Annotated in this window: 12 protein-coding genes; 5 read left to right on the forward strand and 7 right to left on the reverse strand. The window is 41.4% G+C overall.

Features of this window, described 5'->3' with window-relative positions:
* Positions 1-253: 253 nt before the first annotated feature.
* Complete coding sequence (locus QZZ43_RS10840; protein WP_291858940.1) at positions 254-1549, forward strand: serine hydrolase; 1296 nt, start codon at positions 254-256, stop codon at positions 1547-1549.
* A gap of 490 nt (positions 1550-2039) precedes the next feature.
* Here the strand turns inward: QZZ43_RS10840 and QZZ43_RS10845 are convergent, their stop codons facing one another.
* Positions 2040-3191 carry a tetratricopeptide repeat protein gene (locus tag QZZ43_RS10845; RefSeq protein ID WP_291858942.1) on the reverse strand — a complete coding sequence of 384 codons (1152 nt, stop codon included), beginning with the start codon at positions 3189-3191 and terminating at the stop codon, positions 2040-2042.
* Between the two features lie 35 nt (positions 3192-3226).
* Positions 3227-5758 (reverse strand): DNA gyrase subunit A, encoded by a 2532-nt coding sequence (gene gyrA / locus QZZ43_RS10850; RefSeq protein ID WP_291858944.1) that lies wholly within the window; start codon positions 5756-5758, stop codon positions 3227-3229.
* Between the two features lie 259 nt (positions 5759-6017).
* Between gyrA and QZZ43_RS10855 the strand changes: the two genes are divergently transcribed.
* Positions 6018-8585, forward strand: a complete 2568-nt coding sequence (locus tag QZZ43_RS10855; RefSeq protein WP_291858947.1) for an ATP-dependent Clp protease ATP-binding subunit — start codon at positions 6018-6020, stop codon at positions 8583-8585.
* Between the two features lie 331 nt (positions 8586-8916).
* On the opposite strand, the gene QZZ43_RS10860 is transcribed toward QZZ43_RS10855, so the two are convergent.
* From QZZ43_RS10860 to asnA, 4 genes are all read right to left on the reverse strand, one after another.
* Complete coding sequence (locus QZZ43_RS10860; protein WP_291858949.1) at positions 8917-9561, reverse strand: tetratricopeptide repeat protein; 645 nt, start codon at positions 9559-9561, stop codon at positions 8917-8919.
* Between the two features lie 122 nt (positions 9562-9683).
* Positions 9684-10985, reverse strand: coding sequence for a threonine synthase (thrC, locus tag QZZ43_RS10865; RefSeq protein ID WP_291858952.1), 1302 nt, complete (start codon positions 10983-10985; stop codon positions 9684-9686).
* A 34-nt stretch (positions 10986-11019) separates the two neighbouring features.
* A complete protein-coding gene (locus QZZ43_RS10870; RefSeq protein ID WP_291858954.1) occupies positions 11020-12222 on the reverse strand; it encodes a cofactor-independent phosphoglycerate mutase in 1203 nt (400 codons plus the stop codon).
* 512 nt (positions 12223-12734) lie between these two features.
* Positions 12735-13775 carry an aspartate--ammonia ligase gene (gene asnA / locus QZZ43_RS10875; RefSeq protein ID WP_291858956.1) on the reverse strand — a complete coding sequence of 347 codons (1041 nt, stop codon included), beginning with the start codon at positions 13773-13775 and terminating at the stop codon, positions 12735-12737.
* Positions 13776-14059: 284 nt separating this feature from the next.
* Between asnA and QZZ43_RS10880 the strand changes: the two genes are divergently transcribed.
* The gene (locus QZZ43_RS10880; protein ID WP_291858958.1) at positions 14060-15298 is read left to right on the forward strand and encodes an MFS transporter; all 1239 of its coding nucleotides are present in this window, start codon (positions 14060-14062) and stop codon (positions 15296-15298) included.
* Here the strand turns inward: QZZ43_RS10880 and QZZ43_RS10885 are convergent.
* Entirely contained in the window at positions 15295-16062 is a 768-nt protein-coding gene (locus QZZ43_RS10885) for an MBL fold metallo-hydrolase (protein ID WP_291858961.1), read from the reverse strand. The two genes, QZZ43_RS10880 and QZZ43_RS10885, sit on opposite strands and share 4 nt — an antisense overlap.
* Before the next feature lie 120 nt (positions 16063-16182).
* On the opposite strand from QZZ43_RS10885, the gene QZZ43_RS10890 reads away from it, so the two are divergent.
* Both QZZ43_RS10890 and QZZ43_RS10895 read left to right on the forward strand, forming a co-directional pair.
* Positions 16183-16731: a glutathione peroxidase gene (locus QZZ43_RS10890; protein WP_291858962.1), complete on the forward strand. Its 549-nt coding sequence runs from the start codon at positions 16183-16185 to the stop codon at positions 16729-16731.
* 280 nt (positions 16732-17011) lie between these two features.
* On the forward strand, positions 17012-17841 hold an 830-nt coding region (locus QZZ43_RS10895; RefSeq protein ID WP_291858965.1), incomplete at its 3' end, for a UvrD-helicase domain-containing protein.

Raw genomic sequence — 17841 nt, forward strand, 5'->3', positions numbered from 1 at the left:
CTAATCCCATGTTCCTGAATAAACAGACTCTTTTTTTAAAATTTCCCATAATCATCAAAAAAAAGAAACTTTCTAACTCCTAATTCGTAATAATACTACGGTGTAATTTTGTGTTCTTTTCTCAAAAAGACTATTTTTGCATTTACTATCAAGGGTTAATATAAAAAAATTATTATTTCCGATTAGCTGTTTTTGGATGACTAGATGACTAATTAGGTGGACTGGCGCAGATTTTCGGTAATAAAAAGTACTTATGAAATTACAACTAAAAATTTTTCTCATTTTTGCCGGCCTGTCGGCAGGAATGGCAGCCAAATATATTACAGGCCCCTCTATTGAGTCATTTGGTACAGATTTCACACCTCCTGAACCAAATGTTACATCTTTACGTATCTCCGGTTTCTTTTCAGACGATAGGGTATTCGAATCGATTGACCAGTCTGTCAATTCATTTCTTCGCCGCAATGAAATGGCGGGTGCATCAGTAGCCATTGCAAAAGACGGAAAGTTGGTTTTTTCTAAAGGATATGGCTGGGCCGACATGGATAGTCGAATACATGCCGAACCTTACCATCTTTTTAGAGTTGCCAGTGTTTCAAAACTGATTACTGCTGCAGGAATAATGAAACTGGTGGAAGATGGTAAACTTCGCCTGGAAGATCGCGTTTTCGGTCCGGAGGGCATTCTGAATCAGCCGCCCTACGATGTTTACATCGACCGGAATGTTGAAGATATCAAGGTTAAGCACTTATTAAACCACTCAGGTGGATGGACCAATCGCTGGGGCGATCCCATGTTTATTCCTCACGCAGTTGCAAGAGGACTGGGCAAAGAACTGCCGGTAGATGCCACCGACATTATTCAATACATGCTGGGCAAGAGATTACATTTTAAGCCGGGAACCATGTCTTCTTATTCGAATCTGGGATATGCCATTCTGGGAGAAGTCATTGAAAAAGCCAGTGGCGACGACTATGAATCATACATCAAAACCAATATTCTTTATCCGATTGGGATATTTGATATGCGGCTTGGAGGAAATTACCTTACCGAGCGGGCCGAACTAGAAGTGAAGTATTATGAACCCGCTGATACTTATTTGGTTATTGACCATAAAAGTGACGATAAAGTTCTCCGTAGCTATGGAGGAAATGATGTTAGCACACTGGGTCCGGCAGGGGGATGGCTGGCTTCATCAACAGATTTATTAAAGTTTATGTTGGCCATTGACGGAATGAAACTTCCTAATGATATTTTATCGAAAGAGTCTGTGGAAAAAATGACCTCTCCTGCTAAAAAATACCTTGATCCCATGGGGTGGCGAGGCGTTCGCAAAAACTATTGGTACCGCACAGGTACACTGGCAGGAACGTCGGCCTTGATGGTTCGAAAGGATAATGGAATTTCTTATGTGGTGTTATTTAACAGCAGTACATGGAAAGGACCGATGCTTGCTTCCGATATTCGCAGAATGATGGAAGGAGCGATTAAGAAAACTTCTGAATGGCCCGATTATAATCTGTTTGACCTTGCCAGTAATTGGAAATAACCAACTAGGGAAAGGAAAAACAGTCTTTGCAAAACGACCATTTTGTATTCGCAGGAATTAAAATAAAACAGGCCTTTACCGGGCCTTTTTTTGTCTTCAAGATATATTCCGATATCACTTTGTGCTCAAGACACAGATAAGACAAGTTGAATTCCCCAGCAAATATGATGCGGAAAATGTTATATAAACTTCAAATGCATGGCTCATTCGCCACCTTATCATTGCATCCTTGTTCTATTTGTCTGAAAAAATGAAAATCCATTTCTGCTTTTTATATAACCGTTTAGTTTATTTCAAATTCGGGGTTGTTGCATCCAGTTTGTTTGAGCAAAATCTAGAAACCTAAGCTTCGGACTCATCTAAATTGTTTTACTCATTGATTGAATAACCAAAATGAAAAATCTTCCTCTGTCCTATAATTGACATTATGTTAATTTTGTAAATATAAAAATAGCAGGCTTTCAAGGCCTGCTATTTTTATTAACAATGCTTACTCTCCTTTAGTTGCTTTAATCTTGGCATCCACTTCATCATATTTATCCATCATTTCGAACCGATAATACAAACCCTTCAGACTTTCCAATACTGCAAGCTCATCAGGCTTAGCCTCATGTGCCTTTTCCATATAAGGCAAGGACGTCTTAAACAATTCATCAGCCTTAGCCTTTTCTTTTTGAAATTTGGCATGGTTGGTTTCATCATTGGCAACATTCATCTGCTCAATAGCTTTATTGTAATAAATAACTCCTAAATTATATAAAGCATCGAAATAATCTTCCTTCAGCTCCAGAGCCTTTTTATAGTCAACAATAGCTTCGTCGTAATTTTGGGCCTGATCTGACAATACGCCTCTAGCGTAGTAATATGTAGGATTTTCGGGATCTTGTTCCACGGCCTGATTGAGATATGCTTTAGCAGCATCATTTTGCTTGGTTTCCAGGTAATAATTAATCAACTGAGTCAGCAAACGGTCATCTTCTGGATATTTCTCAAATCCGTTCTGAAGATTTTCTGCCATTTTTGTTGAATCCTGCATGGTTCCATAAACCTGATGTAAAAGCAATACAGCATCTCCTCCACCATAGCTGTAATTGATAGATTCCTCCAGGTATTTGGAAGCTTTATCCCAATTCTTAGCATTGTATGCAGCCAGAGCAGTATTGTAAATAATTGCTGTGTCCACAGTAGGATTCTCCTGTTGAAACATATCCAACTCGTTCACTTTCAGAACATTTTCAAAAGCCACCATGGCATTTTCATAGTTCTGTTCGTTAAAGCCTTCAATACCGGCGTTGGTCAACTGGTTAACGAAGAAAGTTAAAGCAACTTTAATTTCATTTTCAAAACGGTTATTGTCCGCTTTGTCCAGTTCGATTGCTTTCATGTAATGGTCAACGGCATCCTGAAGAAGCTGGATATCCTTATCTTTCTTATATTTTGCAGTTGCCAGTTTTGCGGCAACAATATAAGTTTTGGGCCAGTCTGCCGAACGCTTATGTGTATAAGCATCTTCCAAACGTTCCCCTGCAGCTTCGAGATCACCATTTTCAATATAGGCCTCTGCAGCATTTACCTTACCTTTCTGAGCATAAACACCTGCTCCTACAAACAGCGCAAGTGCTACAATTAGTAACTTTTTCATTGTTATCTGTTTTTGAGTGTATTTACAATATAAATTTATGAATTTTCTCCATCATTATCATCGTCAACGTCATCCGATTGTTTCTCCAGAATACCGGATTCCATAATATCTTCATCCATTTTCGATTCTGATATTACTTTTGTGACAGAAGCAATCATGTCATGCTTCTTATCCAAATTGATTAACCGAACTCCCTGAGTAGCCCTTCCGGTAGTTCTTAGATCGGCAACCGCTACCCGAATGGTAACTCCCGAACGGTTAATGATCATTAAATCATTGTCGTCGTTGACGCTCTTAATAGTGATAAGATCTCCTGTTTTCTCGGATATCCGCATGGTTTTTACTCCCTTTCCTCCTCTGTTGGTAACCCGGTAGTCATCGAGGTTGGAACGTTTTCCATATCCTTTTTCGGAAACAACCATGATGTCGTCTTCGGTATCTTTCACACAAACCATGCCAACCACTTCATCGACTTTTGAATCAAGCGTTATTCCCCTCACTCCCTGACCGGTACGTCCGATGCTGCGAACATGCGATTCATTGAAACGAATTGCACGCCCCGATCGGGTGGCCATCAGAATTTCGCTGTTTCCATTGGTCAGACGTGCCTGAATCAACTCATCATCTTCGCGTATGCTGATGGCTATTACGCCTGACTGACGAGGTCTGGAATAATCAACCAGCAGAGATTTTTTGATAACTCCCTTCTTGGTGCCCATCACGATATGATGAGACTGACAATATTCCTCATCATTAAGTTTTTTCACTCTGATAAACGCCTTTACTGTGTCTTCCGGATCTATTTGCAGAAGGTTCTGAATAGCACGGCCTTTGGAATTCTTGGTTCCTTCGGGAATTTCATAAACTTTGAGCCAGAAACAACGTCCCAGTTTGGTGAAGAAAAGCATCGTATTGTGCATAGAAGCAGGATAAATGTGCTCTATGAAATCTTCATCTCTGGTGGTGCTTCCCTTCGAGCCCACTCCTCCCCGGTTTTGTGTTCTGAACTCGGCCAGTGGTGTCCGTTTGATATAACCCAAATGCGAAATAGTTATAATCATCTGCTCATCAGCATAAAAATCCTCTGGATTAAACTCTTCGGAGGAGTAAACTATTTCGGTACGACGGGGATCGTTGTACTTTCTCTTAATTTCGAGCATCTCGTTTTTTATGATTTCCATTCTGAGCTCTACAGCAGCCAGAATTTCCTTCAAACGGTCAATCTCTAACAATAAAGCGTCATATTCTGACCTGAGTTTGTCTTGTTCCAGACCCGTCAACTGTCTTAATCGCATTTCAACGATGGCACGGGACTGAATATCTGACAGTTCAAAACGCTCCATTAACTTCTCGCGAGCTTCATCGGGATTTTGAGCTGCACGGATAATCTTAATGACTTCATCAATATTATCACTTGCAATAATAAGTCCCTCCAGAATATGCGCACGCTTTTCGGCCTGGTCGAGTTCGAATTGAGTCCTGCGGGTAACCACATCGTGGCGATGCTCCACAAAATTCTGCACAATTCCTTTGATATTAAGGAGTTGTGGCCGTCCTTTAACGAGGGCAATATTATTGACTCCAAAAGACGATTGCAGTGCAGTATATTTATAAAGGTGATTCAATACTACATTGGCAATAGCTTCTTTTTTAAGGTCAATAACAATCCGCATTCCATCGCGGTCCGATTCATCATTGACATTAGAAATGCCATCGATCTTTTTATCATTGACCAAATCAGCAATTCTCACAATCAGGTCAGCTTTGTTGACCATATATGGAATTTCGGTAATGATAATTTTTTCACGGCCGTTATTTTCTGTTTCAATTTCCGATTTGGCCCGAATGACAATTCGTCCCCTGCCGGTTTCATAACCCTCTTTGACCCCCAGATAACCATAAATGGTACCTCCTGTTGGAAAATCCGGGGCCTGAACGACCTTAATAAGTTCTTCGATACTGATATCGGGATTGTCGATGTATGCCACAATGGCATTAATAGCATCTCCCAGATTGTGCGGGGCCATATTGGTGGCCATACCGACGGCAATACCAGAAGTACCATTCACCAAAAGCGCCGGAATCCGTGTTGGAAGAACCGTAGGTTCCTTTAGGGAATCGTCGAAATTATACTGAAAATCGACCGTGTTTTTTTCAATATCTGCCAGCATCTCTTCCGAAAGCCGGTTCATGCGTGCCTCCGTATAACGCATAGCAGCAGGACTGTCACCATCAACCGAGCCCATGTTACCCTGTCCATCCACCAACATATAGCGCATAGACCAGGGCTGAGCCATTCGAACCATTGCATGATACACCGACGAGTCGCCGTGTGGGTGGTACTTACCAAGCACCTCTCCCACAATCCTTGCAGATTTCTTGTAAGGCTTGCTTGGAGACATTCCCAAATCATGCATTCCGAAAAGTACACGTCTGTGTACCGGTTTAAGGCCGTCCCGAACGTCAGGTAAGGCACGGGAAACAATCACAGACATCGAATAGTCAATGTATGCAGATTGCATTTCCTCTTCAATGTTAATCTTTATTATTCTTTCTTCATCAGCCATTTAGATAGTCTTTAGATGAGTCTGAAATTAAAAAAATGCCCATAGCTAAGGGTCATTTTTTTCGCCGCCCTAAATTAATCATTTCCTACCGAACGTGAAAACAACCGCCCTTGTTTTTTATACCCTTTTGTTCTTGGGTTTTTTAGCCTTTTTATAGTATTTTTGAGGGTAACAAAAACTGCAATTATGACACCGGTCAAAACGTTGCACAGTTTTTGTTTAGTAATTGTCCTGATAATTATAAAAAGAAAGATACCATATGGATCTAAATTTTTCATCAAAAATAAAAGAGGTCATCTCCTTTAGCCGTCAGGAAGCTTCACGATTGGGGAATCCTTTCCTGGCTCCTGAGCATCTGATGCTGGGGTTGCTCAACGACACCAACAACAATGCAGTCAGATTACTTGACCAGTTAAAAATTGATGTGGATCACGTTCGTGACACCATCGAAAAACAAATAAAAGAACACACGCCACTGAACAATAATAGCCAGTTACCTCTTTTAAAATCGACTGAACAAATTTTAAAACTGGTTCATCTAGAAGCAAGAGCATTAAAAAGCTCGAAAGTTAATACGCTGCACCTGCTTCTTGCCTTAGTTAAAGACAGGAGTAGCACAATTTCTGAAATTATGAATGATTATAATGTAAAATACGACCATCTTCGTTTACTTGCAGAGCAAATGTCTCCACAGGGTAAAGCTCAAATGCCGGATGACGATGATGCAGATTCTCCTTTTTCATCTCAGGGAGGTGGTGGTGGAGGCCACGAAGGAGGAAAGCCAGGAGCTGGAAAACCCGGTTCCGACACCCCAGTGCTGGACAATTTTGGTATTGATATTACCCGTGCTGCAGAGGAAGGCCGCCTCGACCCTATCGTCGGTCGTGAACGGGAAATTGAGCGGCTGGCCCAAATTCTCAGCCGCAGAAAGAAAAACAATCCGGTGCTTATTGGTGAACCTGGGGTTGGTAAATCTGCTATTGCAGAAGGTCTGGCCTTACGCATCATCGACAAGAAGGTTTCCCGGGTGCTTTTCGATAAGCGTGTGGTGACTTTGGACCTTGCGTCTATTGTTGCAGGAACCAAGTACCGGGGACAATTCGAGGAGCGCATCAAGGCCATTCTAAATGAGTTGTCAAAGAACACCAATATCATTCTCTTTATTGATGAAATTCACACCATTGTAGGTGCCGGAGGTGCTACAGGGTCGCTGGATGCCGCAAACATGCTGAAACCGGCACTGGCCCGCGGTGAAATTCAGTGCATTGGAGCTACCACTCTGGATGAATATCGTCAGCACATTGAGAAAGACGGGGCGCTGGAGCGTCGTTTCCAGAAGGTCATGATTGAACCCACCTCGGTGGATGAGACCATCGAAATTCTCAACAATATTAAAGAGAAATATGAAGATCATCACAATGTAAGTTTCACAGGTGAAGCAATTCATGCGTGTGTGAAGCTGACAGAAAGATACATTTCTGACCGCCACCTTCCTGACAAAGCAATTGATGCCATGGACGAGGCTGGTTCGCGAGTTCACATCAGCAATATTGTGGTTCCTGAAGCAATTTTAAAGCTGGAGGAGAAAATTGAAGAAACTAAAGAAAACAAGATTAAAGCAGTAAAAGCCCAAAATTTTGAACTGGCTGCCTCGTTCCGCGACAAAGAAAAATCACTTCTTGACGAATTGGAAAGTTCTAAAACGAAATGGGAAGAGGAACTCCAGCAAAACCGAGAGACAGTGGATGCGGAGAAGGTGGCCGAAGTGGTAGCCATGATGACTGGTATTCCGGTTCAACGCGTTGCTCAGGCCGAAGGTGCTCGTTTGCTCAAAATGGGCGATCAACTTAAAGGCAAAGTGATTGGTCAAGAAGATGCCATCGTGAAAATCGTCAAGGCTATTCAGCGAAACCGTGCCGGCTTAAAAGATCCCAACAGACCTATTGGTTCGTTTGTATTTCTTGGGCCAACCGGAGTTGGAAAAACTCACCTGGCAAAAGTACTTGCCCAGTACCTGTTTGATACCACCGAAGCACTCATCAGAATTGATATGAGTGAATATATGGAGAAATTCAGTGTCTCCCGGTTGGTTGGAGCACCTCCCGGATACATTGGGTATGAGGAGGGTGGTCAACTTACTGAAAAAGTTCGTCGCCGCCCCTATTCAGTTGTGTTGCTCGACGAAATTGAAAAAGCTCACCCCGATGTATTTAATATCCTTCTGCAGGTTCTTGATGAGGGCCGTTTGACAGACAGTCTGGGACGCCGGGTGGATTTTAAAAACACTATAATTATAATGACCTCCAATATTGGTACCCGTGAGCTGAAGGACTTTGGACGAGGAATTGGTTTTTCCACGACAACCCAATCGACGGATTCCGAACATGCAAAAAGTGTGATTGAGAAGTCTCTTAAAAAGGCATTTGCTCCCGAGTTTCTTAACCGTATCGACGATGTGGTTATCTTCAACAGCCTGGACAAAGCTGATATTCGCAAGATAATTGATATAGAACTCAAGGGACTTTATCAACGTGTTGAATCGTTGGGGTACAAGCTGCAACTGACTGAAGAAGCTAAAGACTTTATTGCTGCCAAAGGATATGATGTTCAATATGGTGCCAGACCTTTGAGACGGGCTATTCAGAAATATCTGGAGGACGAAATGGCGGAAGTCATTATTCAGGCCAGTATCAGTGAAGGCGATGCAATTGAAGTAGGTTTTGATAAAGAGAATCAACAGGTTACCACCAATATCGTGAAGTTTTCCAATAGTGAGAAGAAATCTGATGATACTGCAGAAGAATCCAAAAAAGCGAAAAACAATTAAGTTTTGAATTGACGAAATGCAAAAAAGGCTGACTCAATGAGTCAGCCTTTTTCTTTGGCAATAGCTTAACACAGTGTGTTTATCATTTTCCTGATTAATTATAGATTGGATTTGATATTTAACTGAAAGTAAACGGCATCATGGCGAAAGTAGTGAGGCAATCTCTTCTTTTTACCGGACACGAGTGTTAAATTTTAAATAAAAGGCGAATTTAAACTATAGCCTTTTCTTTCTCAGTAATAGAATTGCGATACAACAAGTGATAAACAAAAAGACGGGTGTCTCAACAAAAAGTTAAGACACCCGTTTCTGTTAAATAATACGATTTACTTTATTGAGCCAGTCTATTATTAATTTCCTTGAGAGAAGCTTTTGCACTGGCATTGTCAGCGTCATACTTCAAAACTTTCTCGAACCAGGGTTTGGCATTCGAAAATGCTTCATTTGCCCGGGCCTTAATCTCATCATACTGAGACGGATCTGCATTTTGAGCAGAAGCGAGAATTTGAGAGGCCTCATTATAAGGCTCTGAACCTTGCTGAAGGTAATAAGTCACAAGCATTTTCTTCATGTGACCTACATATTTACTTGTGCTAAACTCCTCAACAGCGTTTACCAAAAAACTCTCCATTTCCTCGTCTTTTTCTTGCTTATTTAAAGAAAAAGCAATGTAATAAGCCGAGATGTCGGGACGGAATCCTTGCTCCTTAGTCATTTCATAATACTTCACTGCTTTGTCGTAATCTTCGATGCGACGTGCACAGGTAGCCATGTTGTAAAGCATAGCATCCTCTAACGGCTCTTCCTCTCCCCAATTGGCTACCGACTCCTCATAAAGTTCAAGGGCTTTTTGATAATCCTTATTTCTCAAGGCATCATTTCCCTCATTCTTATAGTCCGCCGCCGATTTATCCTGGGCAAAAACACTTCCTGCAAGTGCAAACAACACAAAACTTACTGTCAATAAGTACTTCATAACGTATTCAATTTTAATGATTGGTTTTCTTTTTTTCTTTTGGCTGTAAAAATAGCCTTTTTGCTAAAAAAAGAAAACAAAAAGCAAGCCAAACCTTAAAATTATTTAAAAAAAGCCACTGTTTACAAGTTCATCAAGTATTCTTTCAGGCTTTTGTAGGAGTTTCCCATCGATTCATGTGTTCCTTTCGCTGTAAAGGCATCTCCAAACTCATCCCTTAATTTTTGTGCTTCTGAGGGTAAAACGGAATCAATGGTTTCCAGGAATTTCACCGGATGTGCCGTAGAAACAAAAAATCCGCTTTCATCACTCTTCATTTGCCGAGAAAGCCCCAAATAACCTGTTGCCGAATGCGGGTCAAGTAAATAATTGTGAGCGGTAAAGACTGATTGAATAGTTTCTTTTATTTCCTGGTCATTTACCACGGTAGCAACAACCTCTTTTTTCATTTTATCGGTGTCATTCTGATACAACTCGAAAAGTCTGGGCCAGTTACTGGGGTCTCCCACATCCATCGCATTGGCCAATGTAACTATAGACTGACGGGGATCATAATTTCCGGAATCCAGAAACCGGGGAACCACATCGTTAACATTGGTAGCTGCTACAAAACGTTTTACGGGCAAGCCCATTTTATGGGCCATCACGGCAGCGGTAATGTTTCCGAAATTACCACTGGGAACACAAACTACAAGCGCTTTTCCCCCATTTTTTTCCATCATGCGGGCCACTCCCTGGAAATAATAAACCATCTGAGGAAGCAGACGTCCCAGATTTATAGAATTGGCTGAAGTAACAGCCACATCCTGTCGTAAATTGCGGTCATTAAAGGCTTGTTTGACCAGACGCTGACAATCATCAAAGGTCCCATCCACGGCAATAGCGTGGATGTTATGCCCCAGGCTGGTCATTTGATTTTCCTGATAAGGACTGACTTTTCCCTTTGGATACAAAACCACTACATCAATACCCGGAACTTTATAAAAACCGTGAGCAACAGCACCTCCAGTATCTCCCGAAGTGGCTGTTAAAACCACCATTTTTTTGTCGGTAACCGGATGCAAGCGACTCATCAGGCGTGACAAAAAACGGGCACCCACATCTTTGAAAGCCTGTGTGGGGCCGTGATACAACTCCAAAACATAAATGTCATTATTTACGGCATTCAATGGAATGGGAAAAGAAAAAGTGCTTACCACCATTTCTTTCAAGTCGGCATCACTCAAATCCTCCTTCACAAAAGGCTTTAATACTGAAAAAGCGATTTCGGGAAGAGACATTTGCGCCAGATTCTCAAAAAAATGCTTATTCAAAACCGGAATTTCTTGCGGCATGAAAAGACTGCCATCATCGGCCAGGCCTTTAAAAACAGCATCCGACAATGACACTGTTTGTTGGTTTGTTCCTAAACTCTTAAAATGCATATTAATAAGATGCAAAAATGTACAATCTGTTTAATTACTCAAATAATTTCTCCAAAACATCCCCATCGGACAAAACACCCAAGGAACCTTCTTTCACCGAAAACTCATCAAACGATTTTACGGAATCAGCTTCCCAGCCGGGTTTCACTATGAAAAAAGGTACGGGATCGGAGGTATGTGTGCGCAAAGCGCAGGGTGTGGGATGGTCGGGCAACAAAGCCAGGGCAACTTCCTCATTCAAACCTTTGATACCTTGCCACAACGGCTTTAAAAGGCGTTTATCAAAATCCTCAATCACTCTCTTTTTCAAATCCTTATCACCTTCATGGCCTGCTTCATCGGCTGCTTCAACATGCAAAAATACAAAATCTACTTTCATTAGTGCATTCACTGCAGCAGCCGCTTTGCCCTCGTAATTGGTATCGAACAGACCCGTTGCGCCCTCAACATAAATATTCTCAAGACCAGCCATACCGCCAATTCCTCTAATCAGATCCACTGCAGAAATAACAGCACCTGAATTTATGCCCCAACGCTCTTTAAAAGTTGGAAAGCCACCCGGCTTTCCAGGTGACCAGGGCCAAATGGCATTGGCAGGAGCCTTACCCTCTTTTTTCCTTTTCTTATTAATAGGATGGTTGTTGAGGATTTCAATAGAATGTTTAATTAAAGTCCTTAGACGTTCGGCTGTCTTGCTGGCATTTCCCTCGGCAACTGGTAAAAGGTCTTCCAGGAGCTCGCCTGGATGATCGTGTGGCGGCCGGCAAAAGACACCTGTATTACCATCTTCCAGCATCATCAGATTACGATAACTAACCCCCTGGTGAAAACGTACCCCTTCCGGGTGCAGTTTCTCGTTCAAATAAGCGATGAGTTCTCCAGCTTCCTCATTGGAAATGTGTCCTGCAGAGTGGTTAATTAATTTATCACCTTCCACAGTCACAAGATTACATCTGAAAACCAACTCATTGTCGCGAATGTGCACCTGTAGTGCCGCCGCTTCCAGAACTCCCCTGCCGGGAAAATATTTTCGGGGATCGAACCCCAGTATATTCATATTGGCAATCTCACTTCCGGGATGCAGTCCTGCCGGAATAGATCTCAACAATCCCGTTTGCCCTAAGGCGCAAAGCTGGTCCATTACCGGTTTGTTGGCAACCATCAACGGGGTTTTGTTGTCCCATTCAGGAATTGGATTGTCGGACATTCCGTCGGCTAATACTACGATGTATTTCATAGGTATAAAGGTTTTCGTAGCAACCATTTTCCCGTACAGGGGAAAAACTGCTATTATAAAAAAACTGGTTCATCACAAAATCATATTACCGAGGCAAAGTTCCTTTATTCAGTACCTCTGTGTTAAATCCCCAAAAATTTACGACTCTTTCAATGTCAATATTCTTAAAATCTAAAAAACAAAACTTATAATGAGTTCTTCGGGATCCATTCAACTCGAACAACAAAATATTTCCCTGAAAGGATCAGAAATTAATTGGCCTCATTACCTTAAATAGACTTCCAGAGCAGGTCGAACTTCCATAAAAACAGTAAGTCCAATTCTCTAAAAAAAGAAAATTTCACTCATTCCTTTCTGAAATACATTGCATTGCAATGGGTTATCATGATGTGCCAAAAACCTAAATCCCTGAAAAATCCTTCAACAGGGTTTTTCAGGGATTTATATCTCAAAAGTAATGATTTATAAGTTTTATCAATTGAAAAAAATCCAAATATTGTAAAGAATGCACCTTAAACTATCGGAATGTTGTTTTCATTACAAACTTTCCGCATCTCATCCGACCAAAGGCTCGATTGAATCTCCCCGATATGTGCTTTACGCAAAAAATACATACACAACCGGGATTGTCCGATTCCACCACCAACACTCAAAGGAAATTCGTTGTTTAACAATCTTTTATGAAAAAGAAACTCCTTACGATATTCACAATCTTTTTCTTTTAATTGTTTTCTCAAAGCTTCGGCATCTACCCTGATTCCCATGGAAGAAATCTCAAAAGCTTTTTCCAGAACCGGGTTCCAAAGTAAAATATCTCCGTTTAAGCCTTTAAATCCTTCTCCATCTTCAGAACTCCAGTCGTCATAATCGGGAGCTCTGCCATCATGTGGTTCTCCATTAGAAAGGTTTCCTCCGATACCGGTCAGAAATACAGCTCCGTGTTTTTTGCAAATGGCATCTTCCCGTTCCTTGGCGGTTAATTCGGGATACATTTGCAACAACTCTTCACTATGTATAAAATGAATTTTGGATGGAAGTAATGGCGTAAGCTGAGAGTATTTCTCAAAAAGAATAAATTCGGTTCGTTTTAAAACCTCATAGATGCTTCGAACCACCTTTCTCAGAAACTTAGAATTTCGTTCTTCCGAAGAAATATGCCTTTCCCAGTCCCACTGATCCACATAAATAGAATGTGTATTGTCCAGCACTTCATCCGGACGAATGGCATTCATATCGGTATATATTCCGTATCCGGGCTCAATGTCGTAATCGGTAAGCACCATTCTTTTCCATTTGGCCAGACTATGAACAATCTCCGCTTCCCTGTCACCAAGGTCTTTTACCGGAAAGGTTACCGGACGCTCTATCCCGTTCAGATCGTCATTAATCCCGGTGCCTTTAAGTACAAAAAGAGGTGCTGTAACCCGGCGCAACCTCAGTTCAGAGGATAATCCGGATTGGAAAGAATCTTTTACGACAGTGATGGCATGTTCCGTTTGTTTCAAATCCAACAAAGGGCGATACCCTCTGGGAATGAATAAATTATCTATCATAACATTAAAAATACAAGGTCAACTTACGTTTTCTTTACAAAATTACACGGTTAAATTACAATTAAAAAATTTTGAAGCACTTTTTTTATCATTTTATCATAATCCAGGTGATAATTGTTGACTGATTGAAAGCAAATCTTCATTTTCAATTTAGGGTACAAAAACAATGTGAATGAAACGAGCATGACAAAGATTCTTACAGAAGAATCTGTATTAGCTCTTGCATGCGCGTTTTTCCACAGTTTCATGGCAAGCAATGCAAAGCAATCTTTCTCCGGACACTAATGATATCTAATGAAATTTTTACCTTTGACGGGCAAAGAAATGCGATGCAGCGAGACTTCAGCCAAAATATCATAAGACTCTACATCATAAAAGTGGCCAAATGGTTCATGCTCACTATGCCCATTATAATGCTCTTTTACAAAGATTTGGGACTGAGTCACCAGGAAGCCTTTCAGCTGAAGGCCATTTACAGCATCAGTATTGTAATTTTTGAGGTTCCTTCGGGGTATCTGGCTGACATTCTGGGCCGAAAATTCACCCTTGTCCTGGGTGCGGTATTAGGTACTCTGGGATTTTTATTTTATTCGTTAGGCACAGGATTCTGGATGTTTCTGGCAGCTGAGATGACACTTGGAATTGGTCAAAGTTTTATTTCCGGTTCGGATTCAGCCATGCTGTTCGACTCTTTGAAAGCAGATGGAAGGAGCCACAAATACCTAAAATATGAAGGGCTCAATTTTTCCATCGGAAACTACTCCGAAGCCTTGGCAGGGCTTGCCGGCGGGGCATTGGCCGAAATCAGCCTTCATCTTCCCTTCTATTTCCAGACAGGCATTGCTTTTTTGGGTATTCCGGCTGCCCTAACCTTAATAGAGCCCCCAAGAATAAAAAAACGAAAACGTCCGGGATTTTCGGATATTCTGAAGGTCATCAAACATGCCCTGATTCAGAACAATCAGTTGAGATGGAACCTGATTTACTCCTCTATCATAGGCACTTCCACCCTGACAATGGCATGGGTTTATCAGTTAAAACTCCAAGAATTTGGTTTCACCGAAATATTTATAGGAGCAACTGCCACAGGCCTAAACTTGCTGGTGGGCACCGTGACCCTTTTCTCATCGAAACTCGAACGCAAGATGGGCAAAAGAATTACTATTCTAAGTACCAGCATCATTATCACCGGCGGTTTTGTGGCAGCTGGTTTTACTGACAAAGCACTCTTTTTCCTGCCGGTTCTTGGGATTTTTTATATGGCAAGGGGAATTGCTACCCCTGTTTTAAAAGATTACATCAATCAAATCACTCCATCCGACATTCGGGCAACAGTTTTGTCAGTTCGCAGCCTGCTCATCAGAGCCATCTTTGCTGTAATTGCCCCATTGTTTGGTTGGATCAGCGACACACTCTCTCTTTCTGAAGCCTTATTTATTGTGGGGCTGGTTTTTATGGCACTTGCGCTATCCACCATCACCTTATTCCTAAATACCCTCAAAAAGAAAGCGTTACCAGACTAAATCTCCAATTCAAGACCATCGTAACCCAAAAAAACATTGGGTGGTAATTGTTTCGATACTTCCGAATGCAAACCCATGTGATGGCTGATATGGGTAAGATAGGCCCGTTCGGGCTGCAATTCATCAATTACTTCAAGAGCCTGTTTCAAGCTAAAATGAGAAATATGGGGCTCAATTCTAAGTGCATTTATCACCAAAATTTTGCTGTTTCTGATGAGTTTCATACTATCGTCATGTATTAAACTGGCATCGGTAACATAACTAAAATCATCAATTCTAAATCCCAGCACTGGCATTTTGTGATGAAAAACGCGCACGGGAATAATTTTAATTCCTGCGGCTTCAAATGGTTGCAAACCAATCCTATTCAACAGTAGCTCCGGAACACCGGGGTATTTCTCCTCCTTACTTTTAAAGGCATAGGAGTATTCTTTCCTCAAAGCCAGCAGTGTGCGCTCCTCCCCATACAAACAGGATGGCTCTCCATTGATCCAGTTAAACGCCCTTACATCATCAAGACCGGCAGTATGGTCTTTGTGTTCATGGGTAAACAAAATGGCATTCAGGCGTTTGGTATTGGAAGCCAGCATCTGCTGCCTGAAGTCGGGGCCTGCATCGACTACAATTATCTGCCCGTTGCTTTCAATCTTCACCGACGACCGGGTGCGCTTGTCTCTTGAGTCGGAGGAACAGCAAACCTCACAATTACACGCAATCATGGGTACCCCCATAGAAGTTCCTGTTCCGAGTAGTGTTATTTTCAAAATATTGTGGATATCTAATGGTTTCAAAGCAAATTTAGCAACATTGCCATGAGAATCAAAAATGTCGGTTAAACTAATTTCCTGTTTAGGTGTTTATTAAAAAAAACAAATCTGATGAAAATGAAAACGATTCTCCTGGTACTTTTTCTGAGCTTTTTTGTAAAGGCAGCTCATAGTCAATCAAGCTTTTACGACTTTACGGTACAAACCATAGAAGGAGAAGATCTTGACATGGCATCGCTTAAGGGAAAAAAGGTAATGATAGTCAATACTGCCAGCAAATGCGGATTTACGCCTCAATATGAGCAGTTACAGGCCATTTACGAACAATATGGCGGGGATGATTTTGTAATTATTGGTTTCCCGGCCAACAATTTTATGAACCAGGAACCCGGAACGGCAGAGGAAATTGCCGAATTTTGCCAAATCAATTACGGCGTCACCTTCCCTATGATGGCCAAAATCAGTGTGAAGGGCGACGACCAGCATCCACTTTATCAGTGGCTCACGCAAAAGACGAAAAATGGCGTCACCGACAGTAAGGTCCAATGGAATTTCCAGAAATATTTGATTGGTGCTGATGGAACTCTGCAAAAGGTAATTCCCCCTAAAACCAAACCCAACGATCCGGAAATTATTGATTGGATTACTTCGGCTTCAGATGAATAGATGGTGAATAAGCATGAGTAGCTTATTGAACTGCCACCGCCTCATGCAAGGATTATAAATTCTCGCAATGGTGTGCCAATGGCACGGTTGAAAAGCGTCTGGCCTTTATTTTAATTCTCTGATATTATATTCTGTACGTCATTGCGTCTTTTCGGTTAGACCTTTTTAGCGATTTACTGACTTCATTCTGTGATCTTCAATACGAATAATCTTTCCTTTTTTCCGGAAACCCGCCTGTTTTGTTATTTTTACCGTAGATAAAAAACAATCAGGCACGACTATGTCACAACTCACCATTTACAGAGCTTCTGCAGGTTCAGGAAAAACATTCACCCTAACTCGTGAATTCATAAAGCTTTTATTTAAGCAACCATCAGAATACCGTAATATACTTGCAGTTACATTTACCAATAAGGCGACTGCAGAAATGCGGAGACGTATCCTGGAAAAATTGTTTGAACTGGGTAATCCTGCCATCGAAAAACCTGATTATCTGGAGGAGTTGATGCAGGAGATGGAATGGAAGGAAGCAAAAATCAGGGAGCGAGCCAGATTTATATTACGACTACTGCTTCATGATTTCTCCCGCTTCTCAGTCAATACTATCGATAGTTTTTTTCAGCAGATAATTCGTTCATTTGCCAGAGATGCAGGGCTTCAACTGGGTTTTCGTACCGAGTTGGACCACAAATCGGTGATGACACAGGCAATAGACCGTGTAGTACAAGAAATGGATATGAAAGGTCATGAAACCCTTAAGAAATGGTTGCTCGAATTTGCAGAGAAAAAGATAACCGAAGGTAAAAGCTGGAACATCAATAATGAAATCAGCAGTTTTTCGGAAGAAATATTTAAAGAAGCCTATCAGTCGGTGGCAGGTCCCCTGTCAGAAAAACTAAGCGATAGGGATTTCATGAATCAGTATTTGTTAAAACTCCACGCCATTCTGGGTAGATATGAACAAGAACTTAAAGAAATAGGCGCTAAAGGATTGGAAATCATAAGGAAGTGTGATTTGGATATCTTAAAGGACTTTAATGGAGGCAGCCGAAGCAAAGTACTGGTATTCAAAAAACTCAATGAGGAAGAAAAATTCAATGAGGATCAGAT

The organism is Marinilabilia sp., from assembly GCF_016278715.1.
In the GTDB taxonomy this organism is placed as follows: Bacteria; Bacteroidota; Bacteroidia; order Bacteroidales; family Marinilabiliaceae; genus Marinilabilia.

Bases quoted from the DNA above. Each gene is read 5' to 3' on its own strand.
- QZZ43_RS10840 (WP_291858940.1), top strand. From the start codon at position 254: ATGAAATTACAACTAAAAATTTTTCTCATTTTTGCCGGCCTGTCGGCA.
- QZZ43_RS10845 (WP_291858942.1), bottom strand. From the start codon at position 3,191: ATGAAAAAGTTACTAATTGTAGCACTTGCGCTGTTTGTAGGAGCAGGT.
- gyrA (WP_291858944.1), bottom strand. From the start codon at position 5,758: ATGGCTGATGAAGAAAGAATAATAAAGATTAACATTGAAGAGGAAATG.
- QZZ43_RS10855 (WP_291858947.1), top strand. From the start codon at position 6,018: ATGGATCTAAATTTTTCATCAAAAATAAAAGAGGTCATCTCCTTTAGC.
- QZZ43_RS10860 (WP_291858949.1), bottom strand. From the start codon at position 9,561: ATGAAGTACTTATTGACAGTAAGTTTTGTGTTGTTTGCACTTGCAGGA.
- thrC (WP_291858952.1), bottom strand. From the start codon at position 10,985: ATGCATTTTAAGAGTTTAGGAACAAACCAACAAACAGTGTCATTGTCG.
- QZZ43_RS10870 (WP_291858954.1), bottom strand. From the start codon at position 12,222: ATGAAATACATCGTAGTATTAGCCGACGGAATGTCCGACAATCCAATT.
- asnA (WP_291858956.1), bottom strand. From the start codon at position 13,775: ATGATAGATAATTTATTCATTCCCAGAGGGTATCGCCCTTTGTTGGAT.
- QZZ43_RS10880 (WP_291858958.1), top strand. From the start codon at position 14,060: ATGATATCTAATGAAATTTTTACCTTTGACGGGCAAAGAAATGCGATG.
- QZZ43_RS10890 (WP_291858962.1), top strand. From the start codon at position 16,183: ATGAAAACGATTCTCCTGGTACTTTTTCTGAGCTTTTTTGTAAAGGCA.